Source organism: Aureimonas sp. N4, assembly GCF_001463925.1.
GTDB classification, from domain to species: Bacteria; Pseudomonadota; Alphaproteobacteria; order Rhizobiales; family Rhizobiaceae; genus Aureimonas; species Aureimonas ureilytica_A.
On the sequence record NZ_BBWS01000003.1, the window covers coordinates 1 to 18275 of the forward strand.

The following is an 18275-nucleotide window of genomic DNA, read 5'->3' on the forward strand; positions in this document are numbered from 1 at the left end:
GCTGATCGTCGCCGAGGATGCCGGCTCGCGTCTGGAGAAGCTGGTGCCGGACATCAAAAAGACGGCGGAGCTGGTCTCCGAGATTTCAGCGGCCTGCCGCGAACAGTCGATCGGCATCGAGCAGATCAATCAGGCGATCGGGCAGCTGGATCAGGTCACGCAGGCCAATGCCGGCGCGGCCAACCAGATGACGGCGACGGCCGAGCAGCTGGCGTCCGAAGCAGGCCGCCTCGAAGAGCGCGCGGGCTTCTTCCGCATGACGGATGCCGAGCGCGACGCGCTGATCCAGGCGGAAGCCTTGGAGATCGAAACCACCAACCGCCAAGTGAACGCGCGCAAGTCGGGCGCGTCTCAGGCTCCTGCCCCCAAGCGCGGAGCGCCCAGCGCATCTTCGGCCCGGCCTGTGTCCAAGGCCCCCGCGCGCGCTCCGGCGGCGTCCGCTACGAGCAAGGGCGCGGCTCAGCCTGCCAACAAGCCGGCCTCGCCCGCCAAGGCCCCGGCGGTGCATCTTGCCGATGCCGACGACCTGTTCGAAGCGGGCGATGCCAACCCCGTCCATTCGCTGCAAGCCAAGGCGGCCGGCTTTGCCGCCACGCAGCGCGACGTCAAGGGCGGCTTCTCGCTGGATCTCGGCGGCGACGATGGGTTCGAGCGCATGAGCCGCTGAGGCTCGTCGCGCCGTCAGGGTCGATCACGAAAAAGCCCGGCGCGGGACGATCCCGCGCCGGGCTTCTTTTTTGAATGATTTGCGAGGCTTCACCGATCAGGCGCGAAGCGCACTTGCCTCGATCTCGACCTTCATTTCCGGCCGGATCAGCCCCGCCACGATCATCGTCGCGGCCGGACGAATCTCGCCGAACCAGCGGCCGGTGACCGCGAAGACCGCATCCGCGAAGCGAACGTCCGTCACGATATAGCGAACGCGCACGATGTCGCTCATCGCAAAGCCGGCTTCGCGCAGCGCGGTTTCGATTGTCGCCAGCGCGTTCTCGGTCTGCTCGCCGACATCCTCCGGCATGGTCATCGTGCGATAGTCGTAGCCCGTGGTGCCCGACACTTCGCAGATGTTGCCGAGCGCCACGGCGCGGCTGTAGCCGGCCTGCCGCTCGAAGGGCGAGCCGGTGGAGACGAGCCGCCGGCTCCTGGCCTCACTCTCCATCAGGCCCAGGGACGCTCGGCGCCGAGGCGCTGCTCGAAGCCGGAAATGGAGGCTTCGCGCTCCAGCGTCAGGCCGATATCGTCCAGCCCGTTGATGAGGCAGTGCTTGCGGAACGGGTCCATCTCGAAATGGATCACGCCGCCGTCCGGCCGGCGGATTTCCTGCGCTTCGAGATCGACGCTGAGCGTGGCGTTCGCGCCCTTCTCGGCGTCCGCCATCAGCGCGTCCAACTCCGCCTGGCTGACGCGGATCGGCAGAATGCCGTTCTTGAAGCAGTTGTTGTAGAAAATATCGGCGAAGGACGTCGAGATCACGCAGCGGATACCGAAATCCAGAAGCGCCCAGGGCGCGTGCTCGCGCGAGGAGCCGCAGCCGAAATTGTCGCCCGCCACCAGAATCTCGGCCTTGCGATAGGCCGGGCGGTTCAGGACGAAGCTCTCGTCCTCCGACCCGTCTTCCTTGTAGCGCAGATTGGCGAAGAGCCCGACGCCGAGGCCCGTGCGCTTGATCGTCTTCAGGTAATCCTTGGGGATGATCATGTCGGTATCGACATTAAGCGTCGGAAGCGGCGCCGCGACGCCCGTCAGCTGATCGAACTTCTGCATGATGGCGATCCTTTCCCCTGGGGCTCGGATGGAATTTTCCTGAAGAGAGGCCGGAAAATTTTCGTGTCGGTGTCGTTACACCCTCTAATGCCCTTCGACCAACCCCTTTCAGCAGGAAGGGCGCTTTCGAAAATGCAGATGATGATGAAAAAACGCGTTGCAATGTTTATCGCGATAAACTAAAACCGAATCAACAGAGAGGAACACCAGGCCATGACGCGGTTGGAGCGTCCGATCCCGTTAGACGAAAGGCTCTGCTTCTCGCTGTATGGCGCGTCCATGGCCGTGGGGCGAACCTACAAGCCGATCCTGGATCGGCTGGGGCTCACCTATCCGCAATATCTCGTTCTGTCCGTTCTCTGGGAGGGCGACGGGCCGAGCGTCAGCAGCATCGCCGACCGGCTCGACCTCGAGCCGAGTACGGTGACACCGCTGGTCAAACGCCTAGAAGCATCCGGCTTGGTGACGCGCCGGCGCAATCCGGAGGACGAGCGACAGGTCACGGTGTCGCTCACCGCAGCCGGGCGGACCATGCGTGAGGAGAGCGCCTGCCTTGCCCAGGAGTTACTGTCCGCATCCGGCATGTCGCTGGATCGGGTGATGGCCCTCAACGAAGAGGTTCGCGCCCTGCGGGATGCCTTGGCGACCACCTATGGGCGTCAGCGCCGGGCCGTCTGAGACGCCTCGACGATTTCGGTCGGCCCGCCTCGGCGGGCGTGGCCCTTCCGCGTGTCGCTTGTCGGGCGACGCGCTCCGTTCAACCCTTCTACTTCCCATGAATTCAAAGGACGATTCCCATGCCCGTTGACGTCATCTACAAGACCAAGGCCACGGCCAACGGCGGCGGCCGCGACGGCGCGGCGCGCTCCGACGACGGTTCGGTCGATGTCAAGCTCGTGGTTCCCAAGGAAATGGGCGGCCCCGGTGGCGTCGGCGCCAACCCGGAGAAGCTGTTCGCCGCCGGCTATTCGGCTTGCTTCCTCGGCGCCATGCGGGCCGTCTCGTCCAAGGTCGGCGTCAAGGTTCCGGCCGAGGCGACGGTGACGGCCGAAATCGGCTTCGGCCCGCGCTCGGAAGGCGGCTACGGCATCACCGCCGACCTCACGATCGACCTTCCTGGCGTGGACCGTGCCGAGGCCGAAAAGCTGATCGCCGCCGCGCACGAGGTCTGCCCCTATTCCAACGCCACGCGCAACAACGTCAATGTCGGCCTGACGTTGGCCTAAGCGCGGCGCTCATGTGAGCGCAAAGCTTGCCTGAGCTCTCGTCACGACTCGAGGCCGGGGCGCGTCCGCGCTCCGGCCTTTTTCATGGCCTTCTCCATCACACCCGCCTTGAACAGGCCGGGGGGATCGGGCAGACCTTCACGCCATGACCGAAGCCGAACCGCTCCTGCGATCCGTTCTCTTCGTGCCCGCCGCCAATGGCCGGGCGCTGGACAAGTCCGCCACGCTGAAGGCCGACGCGCTGATCTTCGATCTGGAGGATTCGGCGGCCGATGAGGAAAAGGACGCCGCGCGCGAGCGCCTGCGCGCCCATCTTCTCGCCCGCCCGCCCGGTTCCATCCTGCGTGTCGTGCGTATCAATCCGCTCGCCACGCGGCATGGCACGGAAGACCTCCTGATGGCGCGCGGGGCTCGCGTCGATGCCATTCTCCTGCCCAAGGTCGAGGGGCCGCGCCAACTGCACGAGGCCGACGACGCGCTGGTGGAAACCGACGCGCCCCAAAATCTTCGGCTCTGGGCCATGGTGGAAACGCCTCGCGGCGTGCGCCATGCCGCCGACATCGCGGAGGCGCGCCTGCGCCACCGGCTCGGCGCGCTCGCGATCGGGCCGAACGATCTCGTCTCGGCCGCCAATCTCCAACTCTCCCCCGGCCGCCCCGAACTCATGCCCTGGCTCGGACCCGTTCTCGTCGCCGGCAAGGCGGCCGGCGTTCCCGTGCTCGACGGCGTCTGGTCCGATCTCACCGATATCGGGGGCTTCGAAGCCGAATGCGCGCAGGCGCGCCGCATGGGCTTTGCCGGCAAAACGCTTGTTCATCCCGCGCAGATCGCGGGCGCCAACGCGGCTTTCGGGCCATCGAGCGAGGAGATCGAGCGCGCCCGCCGCCTCGTTGCCGCCTTTGCCGCGCCTGACAATGCCGGGCGCGGCGTCATCCGCCATGAGGGGCGGATGGTGGAACTCCTACACTTACAGGCGGCCGAGCGCTTGCTCGCCCGCGCCGCTTCGATCGAGGAAAGAACAAATCCATGAAGCTCTATCGCCTGCTCACCGGCGTGGACGACGCCGCCTTCTGCCACAAGGTTTCGCTGGCCCTCTCCAAGGGCTGGGAACTCGCCGGCAGCCCGGCCTATGCGTTCGACGCAAAGGAAGGCGTCATGAAATGCGCCCAGCCCGTCACCAAGATTGTCGAGGGCAAGGACTATGATCCCGCGATGAAACTCGGCGAGCAATGAGCCCGTTCGGTCTCGGCCGTCTGGGTCTGCGGGCCGGACGCGCAGGGCTGCGGTCTGGCGAAGCGGCGCTTCGCGAGGGCGAAGCCGGCTTGCGCCAAGCGGAAACGGCTCTGCGCGCGCTGGGCTCGCTCCGGGGCGCGCCCTTCGATCTTGGTGCCGAAGTGTTGCGCCGAGCCGGCGCTGCGGTCCGCACGGGACAGGACGCTGTGCGCCAAGGCGACGAAGGCCTCGCGCGCGGCGAGGAGGCGCTGCGTCGGGCCGAAGAGCGGTTGCAGCGTCGAAGCGCGCCCCGCTCTTGAGGCGCTGGGGCCGGGCGCTCTTCGCCGCCGGAGTGGCGCTTGCCGCAAGCCTTGGCGGCCTCGCGCTTCTGGCGCTCGCCATCCCGCGCGCGCCCGAAGTCCGCTTTCCGCCACCGGAAGCCGGCGAGGAACGGGTCGTGCTGCTGGCCGCCAACCCGATCCACACCGACATTCTCCTGCCCGCGACGCCGGATGTTTTGGCACGCTTCGGTTTCCTGGCCGGCGACGGGCTGCCGCTGGACGATCCGCGTGTCGGCGCCATCGCGGTCGGCTGGGGCGGGCGCGCCTTCTACACGCAGACACCGGAATGGCGCGACCTGACGGTGGGAGCACTCTGGCACTCCGTCACCTATGACCGCTCGGTGCTGCATCTCTCGCTCGCCCCCGCGCTGACGGGCGAGGAGCCCGGCCTGCGCCGCCTGACATTCAGCGAGCCGGCCTTTGAGGCCCTGCTGCGCTTCATCGAGGCGAGCTTCGCGCGCACCCCATCCGGCGCGCCGGAGATCCTGCCCGGCTTCTCCTACGGCCCCTATGACCGCTTCTACGAAGCGCGGGGCGGCTTCAATCTCCTGTTCGGGTGCAACACCTGGACGGCGCAAGCCCTGCGCCAAGCCGGCCTCACTACCAGCCTCTGGTCCCCCTTGCCCCCGCTGCTTTTGTGGGGGCTGGACTGGCACGAGGCCAAGGTCTTGGGGTGATCAATCCGCCTCGGCCTCCAGCGCTTCCATATCGTCGTCCGACAGGCCGAAATGGTGGCCGATTTCGTGGATCAGGACGTGGGAGACGAGGGCGCTGAGGGTTTCCTCGTGCTCGGCCCAATAGTCGAGGATCGGGCGGCGGTAGAGGAGGATGCGGTTGGGGAATTCGCCCGTCGCGCCGACCGCCATTTCCGCCACGGGCCGGCCTTCGAAGAGGCCGAGAATATCGAAGGGGCTTTCGAGATTCATCGCCTCGACCACCTCGTCCTCCGGGAAGTCGGCGATATGGAAGCGGATCTCACCTGAAAGCGCGCGAAATTCGGGCGGCAGCTGCGCATAGGCGTCGAGCGCCAAGGCCTCGATCTCCTCCAGGCTCGGCGCCATGCGCTGGCCCCAGTCCCCCGCCTGATCGCGCTGACCCATCGCATTCCCTTTCCCAGTCCCACGAAGCTCATCGTGTCGTGGCATATCGCGGCGCACCCTGCGAGCCCGCTTCGGCTCACGAATGCGCGCGGACGCGCATCTTTCCCTATGAGAGACCCAAGCCCCCGGTTTTCCACAGGGCCGAGCAAGAGCTGTGAACAAGGAATGTAATCCTTGATGCTGATCGATTGACTCGAATCGGCAGCTCTGGAATTCATAGGAACATAGAGGGAACAGATGCCGTTTCGGACAAAGCCTCAGGGCTGACGAGGGTTTGTCCGAAGGAGACGTTCATGTCGGGGGTCCAACCAAAAGCCGCCTTTGCCGCGCCTTGGGATGAGGGGCCGGTGTCTGACAGATGTCTGGATTCATCCAGAGAAAACAAGGCTTCGTCAAGCGTTTCGGCGGACCCTCTATCGTCTGCCGACGCCGCGGGCGCGACCCCGGACGGGCGGCAGCTCGACACCCTGCGCGAGGCGATCCGCCGGATCGAGCACCGCCCGTCCGAGACGTGGGATACTCCCCGTAAAGCCAGAACAGACGGTCCGGCACAAGCCGAGATCGAAAAAGCGGAAGAGGAATTTCGTCCTTCTTTGCCCGTCTGCCGGCTCGGCGCGGACAGGATCGACCAAGCGCTCGGCGGTGGCTTTCCCGAAGCCGGCCTGTCGGAAATCCGGGTCGAGACCGTGCGGGACGGAGGCGCGGGGCTCGGCTTCGCCTTGGCGCTCGCGGTGCGTTTGGGCGCGTCGCCTCGGCGCCCGCTCGTCTGGATCGCGCCCGCCGCGACGCTGACGGATGCCGGCTATCCCTATCGGCCGGGGCTCGTCGCCTTCGGGCTCGACCCCGCCGCGCTGGTGATGGTGCGCGCGCGCCGGCTGGAGGACGCGCTCTGGGCGGCGGAAGAGGCCGCGCGCTCCGGCGCGCCGGCGCTGACGCTTCTGGAGGTGCAGAACAACCCCGCCGCGCTGTCGCTGGAGGGCTCGCGGCGGCTGCACTGGCGCTCGCGCCACGCGGCGCGGCCGGTTCTCGTTCTGCGACAGGGCGGCTCGGCCGAGACCACCGCCGCGCCCTTGCGCCTGCAACTTTCCGCCGCGCCGGCGGGCCGCGTGCCGGGGCTGGAGGCCCATTCCTGCCTCGGCGCGCCCGCCTTTGCCGTAGCGATCGAAAAATCCCGCGATGGCCGTCTTGGCCAATTCCATCTGGAGTGGAACGTCCATGAGCGTCGATTCGTCCAAGCCGAGCGTGCCGCCGCGCTTTCTCGCCCTGTTCTTTCCCCGCCTGCCGACGGACCGGCTGCGACGGCAGAGATTCGGTCGCTCCTGGCGGCTCGAGACGGAGGGAGCCGAAGGGCCGAGCCTCGCCGCCACGCCTCCTGACCCGAGCGCTGGCACGCCCGTCCTGACGCCGCGCTTAGGCGCGGGCAATGGCCATCGCCCGCCGGCCACCATGCCGCCCGCCACGCTGCGCCCCTCGCAGCGCGAGCTCGCGCCCGGCGCCGAGGTGCTGCGCCCGCTCGCCCTTTATGAACGGCAGAACGGCGCCGAGCGGCTCGTGGCGCTCTGCGATCTGGCAGCTCGGCTCGGTCTGCGTCCGGGGCTGGGCGTCGCCGAAGCGCGAGCGCGCTTTCCCGAACTGGAGCTGTGCGAGAGCGACCGCGCGGCCGACCGGCACCTTCTGGAAGCCTTGGCGGACGCGGCCGAGCGTTACACGCCGCTGGTCGCGCTGGATGGGCGGCAGGGGCTCGTGCTCGACATTTCCGGCTGCGCGCATCTTTTCGGCGGGGAAGGGGGCCTGTGCCGCGAGGTGCAGTTGCGGTTTCGCGCGCAAGGCTTCGCGCTCGGCTGGGGCCTCGCCTCGCATCCGGCCCTCGCCTCCGCCCTGGCGCGGCACCGGCCGGGCACCTGTCTGCTGGAGGGAGCCGAGCCGCCCGTCCTGACGGCGCTGCCGATCGCCGCGCTGCGGATCGGGGCAGAGGAGCGCGGGCGTCTCGCCCGGCTCGGCCTTGCGACCATCGGCGACCTTCTGGCCCTGTCGCGCGCGCAGCTCGCGCGGCGTTTCGGCTCGGCGCTTCTGGCACGGCTCGACGCGTTGACCGGCCGCCATCGCCCGCCGATCGAGCCGCGCCGCTTTGTGGCCTCGCTGACGCACGAGCGGCTTCTCTTCGAACCCGTGAGCCTGTCCGACGATATCCTGCGCATTGCGAACCACTTGGCAGGTCATCTCAAGCCCGAGCTGGAAGCGCGGGGGCAAGGCGCGCGGCGGCTGGAGCTCACGCTGTTTCGCGTCGATGGACGGGTGGAGCGGCTTCCCGTGCGCAGCGCCCGCCCCTTGCGCGATCCCCGGCGCATCGAGCGTCTCTTCGCCGAGCGGCTGAAGGGGATCGGCGACGATCTCGATGTCGGCTTCGGCTACGATCTCCTGCGCCTGTCGGTGGTGGAGACGGAGGCGATGGCGGAAGCGCAAACGAGCCTCACGCAAGAGGAGAGCGCGCCCGAAGCCTTGGCCGAACTTCTCGACCGCCTGTCCACGCGGCTCGGCGAAACCGCGCTGTTCTCGCTGGAGCCGGACGAAAGCCACCGGCCCGAACGCGCCCAGCACCGCGTCCAATGGCTGAGCGCGTCGGAGGCGGGCGGCTCGGACACGCCGCTCGCCCCCCGGCCGCTCCGGCTTCTCGTGCCGCCCGAGCCGGTGAGCGCCACGGCCGAGGTGCCGGACGGGCCGATCCGCCAGTTTCGCTGGCGGCGCGCGCATTACCGCGTGGAGCGGATCGAGGGGCCGGAGCGCATCGCGCCCGAATGGTGGCGCGAGGATGCCGCGCCGGAGCGCGACTATTTCCGCGTCGAGGACGAGGGCGGCCGGCGCTACTGGATGTTTCGCGAAGGCGCGCGACCGGACGGCGCGTCCGGCTGGTTTCTGCATGGGCTCTTCGCGTGACATCGGGCTTCCTGCCCCCCGGCCCCGGCTTTTGCGAGATCGGCGCGGCCTCGACCTTTTCCTTTCTGCGCGGCGTCTCGCAGCCGGGCGAGATGGTGGTGGCTGCCCAGGCGCTGGGGCTGGGCGGGCTGGGCTTGGCCGATCGCAACAGCGTCGCGGGCGTGGTGCGCGCCTATGATCAGGCGCGGCTCATCCAGATGCCCTTCCGCGCCGGGACGCGCCTCGTGTTTCAGGACGAGACGCCCGACCTCTTCGCCTATCCGCGCGACCGTGCCGCCTGGGGGCGACTTTGCCGGCTTCTGACGATCGGGAACCTGCGTGCGCCCAAGGGTGAATGCCATCTGACCCTGGCCGATCTCGTCGAATGGGGCGAAGGTCTCAGCCTCGCGCTGCTCGCGCCGGAGGAACTCGGTGGCGACGGGCAGGAAGCGCAGGCGGCGGAACGCCGGCTAACTCAGTCCCTCGCGCCGCTCGTCTCGGCCTTCCCCAAGGCCGTGCGCCTCGCGCTCGCCCCATGCTTCGACGGCGGTGATCGACGGCGGATCGAGCGCGCCGAGGCGCTGGCGCAACGCTTCAAGGCGCCGCTTCTCGCGACCAATGACGCGCTCTATCACGGCACGGAGCGCCGGCCCCTGAGCGATGTGGTGACCGCCATTCGCGAGCATGTGCCTCTCGCCCAAGCCGGCTTTCGGCTGGCCCGCAATGCCGAGCGACGGCTGAAACACGAGGGCGAGATGCTGCGGCTCTTTCGCGGCCACGAAGGGGCGCTCCGCGAAGCCAAGCGCTTTTTCGAAGAGGTCGAGTTCGATCTCGCGAGCCTCAAATACGATTATCCCGACGAGGCGCTGGGTCTGTCCGTCAGCCCGGCTGAGGAGTTGCGGCGTCTTGCCTATGAAGGCGCGGCCTGGCGCTACCACCCCAAACCCGTTCCGCCTGCGATCTTCGCGCGGATAGAAAAGGAAATGGAGCTGATCGAAGAGAAGAAATACGAGCCCTATTTCCTCACCGTCCACCGCATCGTGCAGGCCGCGCGCGATATGAAAATCCTCTGCCAGGGACGCGGCTCGGCGGCCAATTCCGTGGTCTGCTACTGCATCGGCGTGACGGAGGTTCACCCCGACAAGGCCGGGCTGCTCTTTGACCGCTTCATCTCCGCCGAGCGCGACGAGCCGCCCGATATCGACATCGATTTCGAGCACGAGCGGCGCGACGAGGTGATCCGCTGGATCTACGATTTCTATGGGCGGGACTCGGCCGCGATCGCCGCCACCGTCATCACCTATCGCGCCCGCTCGGCGGCGCGCGAGGTCGGCAAGTGCTTCGGCCTGTCGGAAGACGCCTTGAGCGCCCTGTCGGGCTCGGTCTGGGGCTATTCGGCGAGCGATCTGGGCGATGCCGAGGCCGAGGCGGCGGGCCTTTCGGCGCAGGATCGCACGACGCGCCATGTGCTCGACTTCGCCCATCAGCTCGCCGGCTTTCCGCGCCACCTGTCGCAGCATGTCGGCGGCTTCGTGCTGACGCGCGGCCGGGTGGACGAGACGGTGCCCGTGCTGAACACGGGGAGCAAGGGGCGCATCATCGTCGAGTGGGACAAGGACGATCTCGACACGCTCGGCATTCTCAAGATCGACATTCTGGCGCTCGGCATGCTCTCCTGCCTGCGCCGCGCCTTCGAGATGCTGAACCGACTTTATCCCGGCGAGGCGACGGGCGATGGGCGGGCGGCCTCGCTCGACACGCTGCCCGTCGAGCCACCCAACGCCCCGGTCTGGCGGATGACGCATCGGGCGGATACGCTCGGCACCTTCCAGATCGAAAGCCGGGCGCAGATGACCATGCTGCCCAAGCTGAGGCCCAACGAGTTCTACGATCTCGTCATCCAAGTCGCCATCGTGCGCCCCGGCCCGATCCAGGGCAACATGGTGCATCCCTATCTTCGGCGGCGCATGGGGCTGGAGAAGCCCGATCTTCCCAGCGACGAACTGAAGGACATTCTCGAGCGCACCTGCGGCGTTCCACTGTTTCAGGAACAGGCCATGCGCATCGCCATGGTGGCAGCCGGCTTCACGGGGGCCGAGGCGGACAAGCTGCGCCGCGCCATGGCGACCTTCAAGCGCTCGGGCCAAGTGACGCATTTCAAGGATCGGATGATCTCCGGCATGATCGCCAAGGGATACGAGGCCGATTTCGCCGCGCGCTGCTTCAGCCAGATCGAGGGCTTCGGCGAATACGGCTTTCCCGAAAGCCATGCCGCCTCCTTCGCGCTGCTCGTCTATGCCTCGGCCTATATCAAGTGCCATTTCCCGGATGTCTTCGCCGCCAGCCTTCTCAACTCGCAGCCCATGGGTTTCTACGCCCCGGCGCAGATCGTGCGCGATGCGCGCGAGCATGGGGTGGAGGTGCGCCCCGTCTGCGTCAACCGCTCGCGCTGGGATGCGACGCTGGAGCCCGGCCGCTTCGATCCGCGCGCCCTGCATCCGCGCCATCGCGAGATGGCCGGCGCGATCCGCACGCGCCACGCGCTGCGCCTCGGCTTGCGGCAGGTGAAGGACCTTGCTGAAGCGGACATGGCGCGGCTGGTCGCGGCGCGCGAGGCGGGCGGCCCCTTCCGCTCGCTGCACGATCTGCGCCAGCGCACCGGTCTGTCCCGCCGCGCCTTGGAGCGGCTGGCCGATGCCGACGCCTTTCAGGACATGGGCCTCAAGCGCCGCGCCGCGCTCTGGGCGGTGCAGGGACTGGACGAGCCGGTGGAGGATCTGCCGCTCTTCGCGCTGGCCAAGGGGCCGGACCTGCGCCCCGAAGCCCCAGCCGCGCTGCCCGACATGCCGGAGGGCGAAGAGGTGGTGAACGACTATCGCTTCCTGTCGCTGTCGCTGAAGGCGCACCCGATCTCCTTCCTGCGCGGGCACTTAAGCGATCTCGGCATCGTCCAGACGGCGGCGCTGGATCAGGTGAAGCCGGGGCGGCGGGTGGATGTCGCCGGGCTCGTCCTGATCCGCCAGCGGCCGGGCTCGGCCAAGGGCGTCGTCTTCATTACGGTGGAGGACGAAACGGGCGTCGCCAATGTCGTGGTCTGGAAGACGATGTTCGAACGCTATCGCTCCGTCATTCTCGGCGCGCGCTTCATCCGCATTTCCGGCCGCATCCAGCGCGACCATGGCGTGCAGCATCTCGTGGCCGAGCGGCTGGAAGACCTGTCGCCGCTTCTCGTCCATCTTTCGAAAGGCGGGCTGGAGCGCACGGACACGCTGCAACCGGCCGACCATGTGCGCAAGCCCTTGCGATACCACGGCGGGGAGCGCGCGCTGCAGCGGCCCATTCCGGCCGATGTGGTGGAGGCGGCGAGCGCGCTCGGCGCGGTTCTCTCGCGCGCCGACGAGTTCCGCCGCCCGCAGCCCGAAGGCCGTGTCAACCTGCACCGAACCCCGCGCGAGGGCCGCGCCATGCCCGATGTGCCTTGGGAAGAGCGATTGGGCGAGCGGCCGGGCGCGGTGGAGGACGAGACGCGGCGCACCCATGCCGTCCTGCCCAAGGGGCGCAATTTTCATTGAGGGCGTCAGGGTATCAGGCGTTCCGCGCCAATATCTCCCGCAGCGCCTCCACCAGCCGCTCGCATTCGGCCGGTGTGCCGACCGTGATGCGCAGGAAATCCGCGATGCGGGGTCGCGCGAAATGGCGCACCAGAATGGCTCGCTCGCGCAGCGCCCGCGCGAGGTCGGCGCCCGCCCGCGCCGGGTGCCGAGCGAACAGGAAATTGGCGCGGGAGGGGAGCACCTCGAAGCCGAGATCCCCAAGCGCGACTGAAAGCTCGTCCCGCGCGGCGACGGTCAGCGCCGTGTGATGCTCGAACCAGTCCCGGTCCCGCCAAGCGGCAAGCGCGCCGGCCTGCGCCGGGCGGCCGAGCGGATAGGAATTGAAACTGTCCTTCACCCGCTCCATCGCCTCGATCAGCCCTCGTTGGCCGAGCGCGAATCCGACGCGCAGGCCCGCCAGCGAGCGCGACTTGGAAAAGGTCTGCACCACCAGAAGGTTGGGATGGTCCCTAATGAGACCCGCCGCGCTCTCCGCGCCGAAATCTACATAGGCTTCGTCCACCACCACGGGCTGGTCGGGGTGATCCTGCAACAGTTGGCGGATCGCCGGCAGCGGCAGGGCGATGCCGGTCGGCGCGTTGGGGTTGGGCAGAATGATCGCGCCGCAGGGCCGGCGGTAATCCTCCACCCGCACCCGGAAGGTCTCGTCCAGCGCCACGGTCTCGTAAGGAATGCCGAAGAGCCGGGCATAGGTCGGATAGAAGGCATAGGTGATGTCGGGGAAGAGCAGCGGCCGCTCGTGGTTCAGAAGCCCCTGGAAGACATGGGCCAGAACCTCGTCCGACCCGTTGCCGACAAAGACCTCGCCCGCCGACAGGCCGAAGCTCGCGCCGATCGCCTCGCGCAGCGCCAGCGAGGACGGATCGGGATAGAGCCGCAGATCGTCCGAGGCCGCCGCGCGGATCGCCTCCAGCGCGCGGGGCGAGGGGCCATAAGGGCTCTCGTTGGTGTTCAGCTTCAGAAGATTGGCGACGCGAGGCTGCTCGCCCGGCACATAGGGCTCCAGCGTGTAAACGATCCGGCTCCAGAAACGGCTCATGAGACGACAGCTCCCCGCGTTGCGCGCGCCTTTGATAGACTGGCGAAAGGCGCACTGGCGAGGGGCGAAGCGCTCCCATGTCGGCCGGCTCCGGTGGCCTTTCTTCCCATCCGTTAGCCCTATCCACAACTGCGAGTCGAGCGTTTACGGGTCTGTGATGGAGGTGTGAGATGGTGGCGGACGGCCCATCCGAGACAGTCCCTTGACCTATCTCCTGCTGAAGTACCTGCATATTCTCGGCGCCACCGTCATTCTGGGGACGGGAACGGGCATCGCCTTTTTCATGCTGATGGCCCACCGCACGCGCGATGCCGCCTTCGTCGCGCGCACCGCCGGCGTGGTGGTGACGGCCGATCTCCTCTTCACCGCCTCCGCCGTGACGCTTCAGCCCATCACCGGCTATCTTCTGATGCACGAAGCCGGCTATGCCATGAGCGAGTTCTGGATTGTCGCATCCCTGGCGCTCTATGGTGTCGCGGGCCTGTTCTGGCTGCCGGTGGTCTGGATTCAGGCCCGGATGCGCGATCTGGCGCAGGAAGCCGCTGCCAAGTCCGAGCCGCTGCCGCCGCGCTATCACAGGCTGTTCCGCATCTGGTTCCTCTTCGGCTTTCCGGGCTTCGGTGCCGTTGCGGCCATCCTCTGGCTCATGATCGCCAAGCCGAGTCTCTGACCGATGGCACCGCTCCCGACCATCGCGATCCTGGGTGCCTCCGGCCTGATCGGCGAGGCGCTGGCGCGTTACCTGCAGGCCGAAGGCTACCCCGTCCTGGCGCTTGCCCGCCGCTTCACGCCCGCCCAGCGCCAAGCCCTGCGACGCCCCGTCGAGACGCCGCTCGTGGAAGCGTCCGCCGCCGATCTCTCGCGCCTTCTGGACGCGGAAGGGGTGGAGATCGTCGTGAACTGCATCGGCGTGTTGCAGGACAGCGGCAAGGGCCGGGCGCGGGCGGTGCATCGTGATTTCGCCGCCCGGCTGGTGGAGGCGACGCGAACGCGCCTCTTCGTCCAGATTTCCATTCCCGGCCGCGAGGCGGAGGATCGGACAGGTTTCAGCACCACCAAGCGCGAGGCGGAGCACCTGATCGCGCAGCAGGCCGTTTCTTTCGCGATCCTGCGCCCTGGCTTCGTCTGGGCCCCGGCGGCCTATGGCGGCAGCGCGCTGATCCGCGCGCTGGCCATGCTGCCCTTCGCCCTGCCGGCGCGCGAGGCCGCAAGCCCTTTTGCCGCGACGGATGTGCGCGACATCGCCCGCACGGTGGCCTTCCTCGCGCATCGCTGGGCCGAGGGCGAGCGAGACTGGCGCGTCACATGGGACGTGATGGAGCGCCGGCCCGGCACAGTGGAAACCGTGGTGGAGGCCGTGCGCCTCCATCTCGGCGGCCCGCCCGCGCGGCTGCGCCTTCCCGGTTTTCTGATGATGGCCGGCGCGCGTTTGGGCGATCTCGCCGCGCGTCTGGGCTGGTCGCCGCCCATCCGCACCACCGCGCTCATGGAAATGCAGCGCGGCGTTTCGGGCGACCCCGGCGCCTGGATGGAGGCGACGGGCCTTCAGCCCGCCTCGCTCCTCGATGCTCTCTCCGGCACGCCCGCCACCGTTCAAGAGCGCTGGTTCGCGCGTCTTTATCTCCTGAAGGCTCTGGTGTTCACCATGCTCGTTCTGTTCTGGCTCGTGTCCGGCCTTGTCGCGCTCACGATCTCCTTCGAAGCGGCCACCGCGATCCTGATCGGACTCGGCCTGCCGGTGGGCCTTGCCAAGGGCGCGACGGTGCTAACCAGCCTTCTGGACATTCAGATCGGCACGATGATCGCCACCCGTCGCACCGCCCGTCTCGGACTCTGGGCCGCCATCGCCCTGTCGCTGGCCTATGTTCTGGGCGCGATCCTCTTCGACCCCGACCTCTGGCTCGACCCGCTCGGCTCCATGGTCAAGACCCTGCCCGCCATCGTCCTCGCGCTGGTCGCGCTCGCGCTGCTGGACGAGCGGTAGGATTTACGAACCGGAGAGAAGCCGGATCGCTTGGTCCAACTGGTGGTCGACGCCCTCGCGCAACTCACTGCGGGTGAGGGGAATCGGCATGTCGGGTGTGACCCCAACCCCTTCGAAGGCCTGTCCGTCGGCCTTTGTTTCGCGCTTGGTGGACACGCGAAAGCTCATGCCGAACTCGGGGAAGCGTTGAACGAAAGGCTGTCCGGTGGAGCCGAACGTCGCTTCGCCCAGAACCGGACCCCGCGCGCCATCCTGGAAGCGCAGAACGAAATCCTCGCAGGCCGAGGCGCAGCCGCCATCTACCAGAGCCGCCATTTTCCCGACGAAGGCATCCGGCTCGGGCTGGGTCGTGTCTGCCCCCGCGCGCATCATCAGTTGGGGCAGGGAGGCCACCGTCCCGTGGAACGCCTCCTGGGCATCGTTGAGAGCGATGGTCATGGGAGAAACGAAGCTCGTGCCGCGATAGGGCCGGGTCATGATGGCCGCGAGAAGCCGGCTCGGCGTTTGCCCGCCGCCATTGCCGCGAAGATCGAGAAGGATGGCGCGCGCATCCTTTGCCGCCCGGATGGCGGTGATGGCCTCGTCCTCATACCGATGCCCGTCGAAACTGGGAATGCGCAGGATAACGAGCCCGTCGGGGCCGGGGCGGGACGTCACTTCCTTTGACAGCGTAAGTCCGCGCCATGGCGCGTCGGAGGGCGCTGCCCGATCGATAGGAACCTCCCGTCCGTCCTCCAGCGTGAGCGTAAAACTGGAAGGGAAAAGAAAGGGACGGCTCCAGACCACGCGGTCGAGGGTCGCCTGACTCGACTGTCCGATCTCGGCCCGGATCGGCTCCAGCCATTCATCGATCGGGTGTCCGTCCACCGCAATGACGACATCGCCGGAAGAAAGGACGGGAAGGCGCGAACGGAGGATGGTCCAGGCGCCCTCGACCGGGCGGAGGGTGAAGGGCAGCGGGCGTGCCTCCCGTTCCATCACCTCGTCGAAAAAGCCGGTATGGCCATTCTTCAGGCTGGCGAAGAGACGCATGGTCGCCAGTGAGAAATTTCGCCGATCGGGCGCCGTGAGAGCTTCCCTCAGATAGGCGTGATAGCGCGCTTCGAAATCATCGTCTGCGGGCAGGCCCTCGGCTTGGGCGAAATAGGTTCGGATCGCGTGATAGGCTGCCGAGGCGATCGCCGCGCGCTCGGCCAAATCCGGGTCTCGTACAGGCATGGTCTGGGCGGATGCTTGCTCCGCCAGGCAATCCAACGGCGGGCTCATTGCGCAGGCGAGAAAAGCGACAATCGACAAGACACGTCGAAACGGCATCGGTGCCCTTTCCGATCCGTCGAACCAACTCTACAGGCCCGCAGCATCGAACGGCCCCTCCGGTCGTCGCGATCAGGTCTATTGCATCGTTCTATGGCACATCATCTATCACGCGAGCGTGATGCCGCCAAGCGCCTGCCTGCGCATCGCCAAAAGCATCGTGCGCCATAGTTTGTCCCTTCAGGAACAGGGTTCGACGTCTTGAGGGAGACGGCGGCCGGGGGCAGGGCGCGCGAGCGCTCGGGGGAACGACGCTGACACGGGCCACTTCATCCACTCGAAGGCAGGGCTGCTGGCGCGACATCGCGCTCCCGCGAAGCGCCAAGCTCCCGCGAAGCGCCAAGCTCCAGCGAAGCGCCGAGCTTCCGCACAGCGCCGAGCTTTGGTGCGGTGCCAAGCCTGCACGAGGCCTCGCGCTTCGGCGCGCGGCGTCGCTTCTGCCGCTATTGGCCCTAGCCGCCTGCCAAGGGCCACAGTCGACCTTCGCCCCGGCGGGCATGGAAAGCGACCGCGTGCTCGGCCTGTTCTGGGTCATGCTCGCGGGGGCTGTCGCCATCTGGCTCTTCGTCATGGGCATTTCGGTCTATGCCACGCGCAGCGAAAGCCGGCCCTTGAGCGACAAGGCCGGCCAGCGCTTCATCCTGTGGGGCGGCGTCGCCTTTCCCGTCGTGGTGCTGACCGCGCTTCTCGTTTTCGGTCTGCGCCTCATGCCCGAGTTCCGTGCCCCGGCCGATGGCCCGCGCATCGCCGTCTCGGGCGAGCGCTTCTGGTGGCGCGTTCATTACAACACGCCCGATACGCCGGGCGTCGCCAAGGCGCTGTCGGGCGAGGGCGTGCCGTCCGCCAACGAAATCTGGCTGCCGGTGAACCGGCGCTCGGAACTGCTTCTGGGCTCGCCCGACGTCATCCACTCCTTCTGGGTGCCCAACATCGCGGGCAAGACGGATACGATCCCCGGCCGCATCAACCGGCTCGTGGTGGAGCCGACCAAGCTCGGCCTCTACAACGGCATCTGCGCCGAGTTCTGCGGCACCGCCCATGCGCAGATGCTGTTTCGCGTGCGCGTCGTCAGCCAGGAGGAGTTCGACGCCAAGGTCACGGCGGAAGCCGCGCCCGCGACCGTTCTCGACCATCCCGGCCGGATCGCCTTCGAGCGCAATGGCTGCGGCGCCTGCCACGCCGTGCGCGGCACGGACTCGGCCGGCCTCGTCGGCCCTGATCTCACGCATCTGGCCAGCCGCCAGACGCTCGGCGCGGGCATTCTGGACATGAACCCCGACAATATCATGCGCTTCGTCGCGCTCACCGAACACGAGAAGCCGGGCGTCGAGATGCCGTCCTTTTCCATGCTGCCGCGGGATGAACTCCGGCAGATCGCCGAATGGCTGGGGGCGCTGAAATGAGCATGGCGGCCGAACTCAATGCGATGCGCCGCCCCGAGGACCCGGACCAGGAGGACGAATCCGTCCGCAAGGCCCAGGCCGAACGCCTGATCGCCGTCTGGGATAGCCCCAAGGGCTGGCGCTACTGGTCCGACGTCAACAACACGACGGTCGGCGTCTGGTACACGGCGACGGCCTTCGCTTTCATGCTGTTCGCCGGCGTGCTCGGCCTGATGATCCGCGTGCAGCTGGTCGCGCCCGACACCGACTTCCTGTCGGCGACCATGTACAATCAGGTCTATACGCTGCACGGCACGGTGATGATGTTCCTGTTCGCCGTCCCGATCTTCGAGGCGGTGGCGGTGATCCTCCTGCCGCAGATGCTC

At 67.7% G+C, this 18275-nt stretch carries 19 protein-coding genes and 1 pseudogene; 15 read left to right on the forward strand and 5 right to left on the reverse strand.

Translation table 11 applies throughout. The features are described from left to right. A pseudogene (locus tag AUL28_RS23640) lies at positions 1-667 on the forward strand (hypothetical protein); the annotation flags it as partial. A 96-nt stretch (positions 668-763) separates the two neighbouring features. Here AUL28_RS23640 and AUL28_RS01050 read toward each other — a convergent pair. Further along, positions 764-1159 carry a RidA family protein gene (locus tag AUL28_RS01050; RefSeq protein WP_062230364.1) on the reverse strand — a complete coding sequence of 132 codons (396 nt, stop codon included), beginning with the start codon at positions 1157-1159 and terminating at the stop codon, positions 764-766. Then, complete coding sequence (gene leuD, locus AUL28_RS01055; protein ID WP_058599367.1) at positions 1159-1764, reverse strand: 3-isopropylmalate dehydratase small subunit; 606 nt, start codon at positions 1762-1764, stop codon at positions 1159-1161. Before leuD ends, AUL28_RS01050 begins: the two co-directional genes overlap by 1 nt. Positions 1765-1977: 213 nt before the next feature. Between leuD and AUL28_RS01060 the strand changes: the two genes are divergently transcribed. The 6 genes from AUL28_RS01060 to AUL28_RS01085 all read left to right on the forward strand — a co-directional run bounded on the left by AUL28_RS01060 (position 1978) and on the right by AUL28_RS01085 (position 5220). Continuing rightward, on the forward strand, positions 1978-2442 hold the full coding sequence (locus tag AUL28_RS01060; protein WP_062230367.1) for a MarR family winged helix-turn-helix transcriptional regulator: 465 nt from the start codon (positions 1978-1980) through the stop codon (positions 2440-2442). 119 nt (positions 2443-2561) lie between these two features. Then, complete coding sequence (locus AUL28_RS01065; protein ID WP_058599369.1) at positions 2562-2990, forward strand: organic hydroperoxide resistance protein; 429 nt, start codon at positions 2562-2564, stop codon at positions 2988-2990. A 145-nt stretch (positions 2991-3135) separates the two neighbouring features. Beyond that, positions 3136-4020: an HpcH/HpaI aldolase/citrate lyase family protein gene (locus tag AUL28_RS01070; RefSeq protein WP_062230369.1), complete on the forward strand. Its 885-nt coding sequence runs from the start codon at positions 3136-3138 to the stop codon at positions 4018-4020. Continuing rightward, positions 4017-4223: a DUF1737 domain-containing protein gene (locus AUL28_RS01075; protein ID WP_058599371.1), complete on the forward strand. Its 207-nt coding sequence runs from the start codon at positions 4017-4019 to the stop codon at positions 4221-4223. Before AUL28_RS01070 ends, AUL28_RS01075 begins: the two co-directional genes overlap by 4 nt. Next, positions 4220-4522, forward strand: a complete 303-nt coding sequence (locus AUL28_RS01080; protein WP_062230370.1) for a hypothetical protein — start codon at positions 4220-4222, stop codon at positions 4520-4522. The genes AUL28_RS01075 and AUL28_RS01080 overlap by 4 nt, the downstream gene beginning before the upstream one ends. Next, on the forward strand, positions 4519-5220 hold the full coding sequence (locus AUL28_RS01085; protein ID WP_062230371.1) for a TIGR02117 family protein: 702 nt from the start codon (positions 4519-4521) through the stop codon (positions 5218-5220). The genes AUL28_RS01080 and AUL28_RS01085 overlap by 4 nt, the downstream gene beginning before the upstream one ends. Here the strand turns inward: AUL28_RS01085 and AUL28_RS01090 are convergent, their stop codons facing one another. Next, positions 5221-5643, reverse strand: a complete 423-nt coding sequence (locus AUL28_RS01090; RefSeq protein WP_058635511.1) for a metallopeptidase family protein — start codon at positions 5641-5643, stop codon at positions 5221-5223. It abuts the gene before it with no gap. Between the two features lie 593 nt (positions 5644-6236). Here AUL28_RS01090 and AUL28_RS01095 point away from each other — a divergent pair. The 3 genes from AUL28_RS01095 to AUL28_RS01105 all read left to right on the forward strand — a co-directional run bounded on the left by AUL28_RS01095 (position 6237) and on the right by AUL28_RS01105 (position 12128). Then, the gene (locus AUL28_RS01095) at positions 6237-7019 is read left to right on the forward strand and encodes an ImuA family protein (protein ID WP_062230372.1); all 783 of its coding nucleotides are present in this window, start codon (positions 6237-6239) and stop codon (positions 7017-7019) included. A 70-nt stretch (positions 7020-7089) separates the two neighbouring features. Next, positions 7090-8577 (forward strand): Y-family DNA polymerase, encoded by a 1488-nt coding sequence (locus AUL28_RS01100; protein WP_244493372.1) that lies wholly within the window; start codon positions 7090-7092, stop codon positions 8575-8577. Further along, positions 8574-12128 (forward strand): error-prone DNA polymerase, encoded by a 3555-nt coding sequence (locus tag AUL28_RS01105; protein WP_062230373.1) that lies wholly within the window; start codon positions 8574-8576, stop codon positions 12126-12128. Before AUL28_RS01100 ends, AUL28_RS01105 begins: the two co-directional genes overlap by 4 nt. A gap of 13 nt (positions 12129-12141) precedes the next feature. Here AUL28_RS01105 and hisC read toward each other — a convergent pair whose 3' ends face one another. Beyond that, entirely contained in the window at positions 12142-13209 is a 1068-nt protein-coding gene (hisC, locus tag AUL28_RS01110; RefSeq protein ID WP_062230374.1) for a histidinol-phosphate transaminase, read from the reverse strand. Between the two features lie 202 nt (positions 13210-13411). On the opposite strand from hisC, the gene AUL28_RS01115 reads away from it, so the two are divergent. Both AUL28_RS01115 and AUL28_RS01120 read left to right on the forward strand, forming a co-directional pair. Beyond that, positions 13412-13879 (forward strand): DUF2269 family protein, encoded by a 468-nt coding sequence (locus AUL28_RS01115; RefSeq protein WP_062230375.1) that lies wholly within the window; start codon positions 13412-13414, stop codon positions 13877-13879. A 3-nt stretch (positions 13880-13882) separates the two neighbouring features. Continuing rightward, positions 13883-15193, forward strand: coding sequence for an SDR family oxidoreductase (locus tag AUL28_RS01120; protein ID WP_062230376.1), 1311 nt, complete (start codon positions 13883-13885; stop codon positions 15191-15193). Between the two features lie 3 nt (positions 15194-15196). Here AUL28_RS01120 and AUL28_RS01125 read toward each other — a convergent pair whose 3' ends face one another. Further along, complete coding sequence (locus AUL28_RS01125) at positions 15197-16411, reverse strand: S41 family peptidase (protein WP_062230379.1); 1215 nt, start codon at positions 16409-16411, stop codon at positions 15197-15199. On the opposite strand from AUL28_RS01125, the gene AUL28_RS22460 reads away from it, so the two are divergent. From AUL28_RS22460 to AUL28_RS01135, 3 genes are all read left to right on the forward strand, one after another. After that, positions 16410-16712, forward strand: coding sequence for a hypothetical protein (locus tag AUL28_RS22460; protein ID WP_156419849.1), 303 nt, complete (start codon positions 16410-16412; stop codon positions 16710-16712). The genes AUL28_RS01125 and AUL28_RS22460 overlap by 2 nt on opposite strands. Positions 16713-17004: 292 nt before the next feature. Next, on the forward strand, positions 17005-17910 hold the full coding sequence (locus AUL28_RS01130; protein ID WP_244493371.1) for a cytochrome c oxidase subunit II: 906 nt from the start codon (positions 17005-17007) through the stop codon (positions 17908-17910). After that, positions 17907-18275, forward strand: a 369-nt coding sequence (locus AUL28_RS01135; protein WP_192843372.1) for a cbb3-type cytochrome c oxidase subunit I, incomplete at its 3' end; no start/stop codon positions are given. The genes AUL28_RS01130 and AUL28_RS01135, both read left to right, overlap by 4 nt.

Excerpts from the sequence above, each read along its gene's own strand:
- AUL28_RS01120 (WP_062230376.1), top strand. The coding sequence starts at position 13,883 with ATGGCACCGCTCCCGACCATCGCGATCCTGGGTGCCTCCGGCCTGATC.
- AUL28_RS01100 (WP_244493372.1), top strand. The coding sequence starts at position 7,090 with ATGCCGCCCGCCACGCTGCGCCCCTCGCAGCGCGAGCTCGCGCCCGGC.
- AUL28_RS22460 (WP_156419849.1), top strand. The coding sequence starts at position 16,410 with ATGGTCTGGGCGGATGCTTGCTCCGCCAGGCAATCCAACGGCGGGCTC.
- AUL28_RS01070 (WP_062230369.1), top strand. The coding sequence starts at position 3,136 with ATGACCGAAGCCGAACCGCTCCTGCGATCCGTTCTCTTCGTGCCCGCC.
- AUL28_RS01130 (WP_244493371.1), top strand. The coding sequence starts at position 17,005 with ATGGAAAGCGACCGCGTGCTCGGCCTGTTCTGGGTCATGCTCGCGGGG.
- AUL28_RS01075 (WP_058599371.1), top strand. The coding sequence starts at position 4,017 with ATGAAGCTCTATCGCCTGCTCACCGGCGTGGACGACGCCGCCTTCTGC.
- hisC (WP_062230374.1), bottom strand. The coding sequence starts at position 13,209 with ATGAGCCGTTTCTGGAGCCGGATCGTTTACACGCTGGAGCCCTATGTG.
- AUL28_RS01065 (WP_058599369.1), top strand. The coding sequence starts at position 2,562 with ATGCCCGTTGACGTCATCTACAAGACCAAGGCCACGGCCAACGGCGGC.
- AUL28_RS01060 (WP_062230367.1), top strand. The coding sequence starts at position 1,978 with ATGACGCGGTTGGAGCGTCCGATCCCGTTAGACGAAAGGCTCTGCTTC.
- AUL28_RS01050 (WP_062230364.1), bottom strand. The coding sequence starts at position 1,159 with ATGGAGAGTGAGGCCAGGAGCCGGCGGCTCGTCTCCACCGGCTCGCCC.
- AUL28_RS01090 (WP_058635511.1), bottom strand. The coding sequence starts at position 5,643 with ATGGGTCAGCGCGATCAGGCGGGGGACTGGGGCCAGCGCATGGCGCCG.
- AUL28_RS01080 (WP_062230370.1), top strand. The coding sequence starts at position 4,220 with ATGAGCCCGTTCGGTCTCGGCCGTCTGGGTCTGCGGGCCGGACGCGCA.
- AUL28_RS01125 (WP_062230379.1), bottom strand. The coding sequence starts at position 16,411 with ATGCCTGTACGAGACCCGGATTTGGCCGAGCGCGCGGCGATCGCCTCG.
- leuD (WP_058599367.1), bottom strand. The coding sequence starts at position 1,764 with ATGCAGAAGTTCGATCAGCTGACGGGCGTCGCGGCGCCGCTTCCGACG.